Source organism: Pauljensenia sp. 27098_8_83, from assembly GCF_041432695.1.
Lineage (GTDB): Bacteria > Actinomycetota > Actinomycetes > Actinomycetales > Actinomycetaceae > Pauljensenia.
The window spans coordinates 1-993 of sequence record NZ_JAPWAD010000047.1; the positions used below are offsets into that span (position 1 = coordinate 1).

Sequence of the window (993 nt, forward strand, 5' to 3'; positions counted from 1 at the left end):
AGCCCCAGTAAACGGCGGTGGTAACTATAACCATCCTAAGGTAGCGAAATTCCTTGTCGGGTAAGTTCCGACCTGCACGAATGGCGTAACGACTTCTCCGCTGTCTCAACCGCGAACTCGGTGAAATTGCAGTACGAGTAAAGATGCTCGTTTCGCGCAGAAGGACGGAAAGACCCCGGGACCTTTACTATAGCTTGGTATTGGTGTTCGCTTGGACTTGTGTAGGATAGGTGGGAGACTGTGAAGTTGCCGCGCCAGCGGTGGTGGAGTCGTCGTTGAAATACCATTCTGGTTCAAGCGGTCACCTCAACCTAGACCCGTGATCCGGGTTGGGGACAGTGCCTGGTGGGTAGTTTAACTGGGGCGGTTGCCTCCTAAAATGTAACGGAGGCGCTCAAAGGTTCCCTCAGCCTGGTTGGTAATCAGGTGGCGAGTGCAAGTGTACAAGGGAGCTTGACTGTGAGACCGACGGGTCGAGCAGGTGCGAAAGCAGGAACTAGTGATCCGGCCATGGCACGTGGGTGCGTGGTCGCTCAACGGATAAAAGGTACCCCGGGGATAACAGGCTGATCTTGCCCAAGAGTCCATATCGACGGCATGGTTTGGCACCTCGATGTCGGCTCGTCGCATCCTGGGGCTGGAGTTGGTCCCAAGGGTTGGGCTGTTCGCCCATTAAAGCGGTACGCGAGCTGGGTTCAGAACGTCGTGAGACAGTTCGGTCCCTATCCTCTGTGCGCGCAGGAAACTTGAGAAGGGCCGTCCCTAGTACGAGAGGACCGGGATGGACGAACCTCTGGTGTGCCAGTTGTACCGCCAGGTGCATGGCTGGTTGGCTACGTTCGGAAGGGATAACCGCTGAAAGCATCTAAGCGGGAAGCCTGCTTCAAGATGAGGTTTCCACGCCCCCCCGTGGGGTGAGAGGCCCCCGCCAGACGAGCGGGTTGATAGGCCAGAGGTGGAAGCACCGCGAGGTGCTCGCGAGCCGACTGGTAC

At 57.5% G+C, this 993-nt stretch carries 1 rRNA gene; it reads left to right on the forward strand.

The features are described from left to right. Positions 1–993: ribosomal RNA gene (locus tag O3656_RS10220) — 23S ribosomal RNA — on the forward strand; the annotation flags it as partial.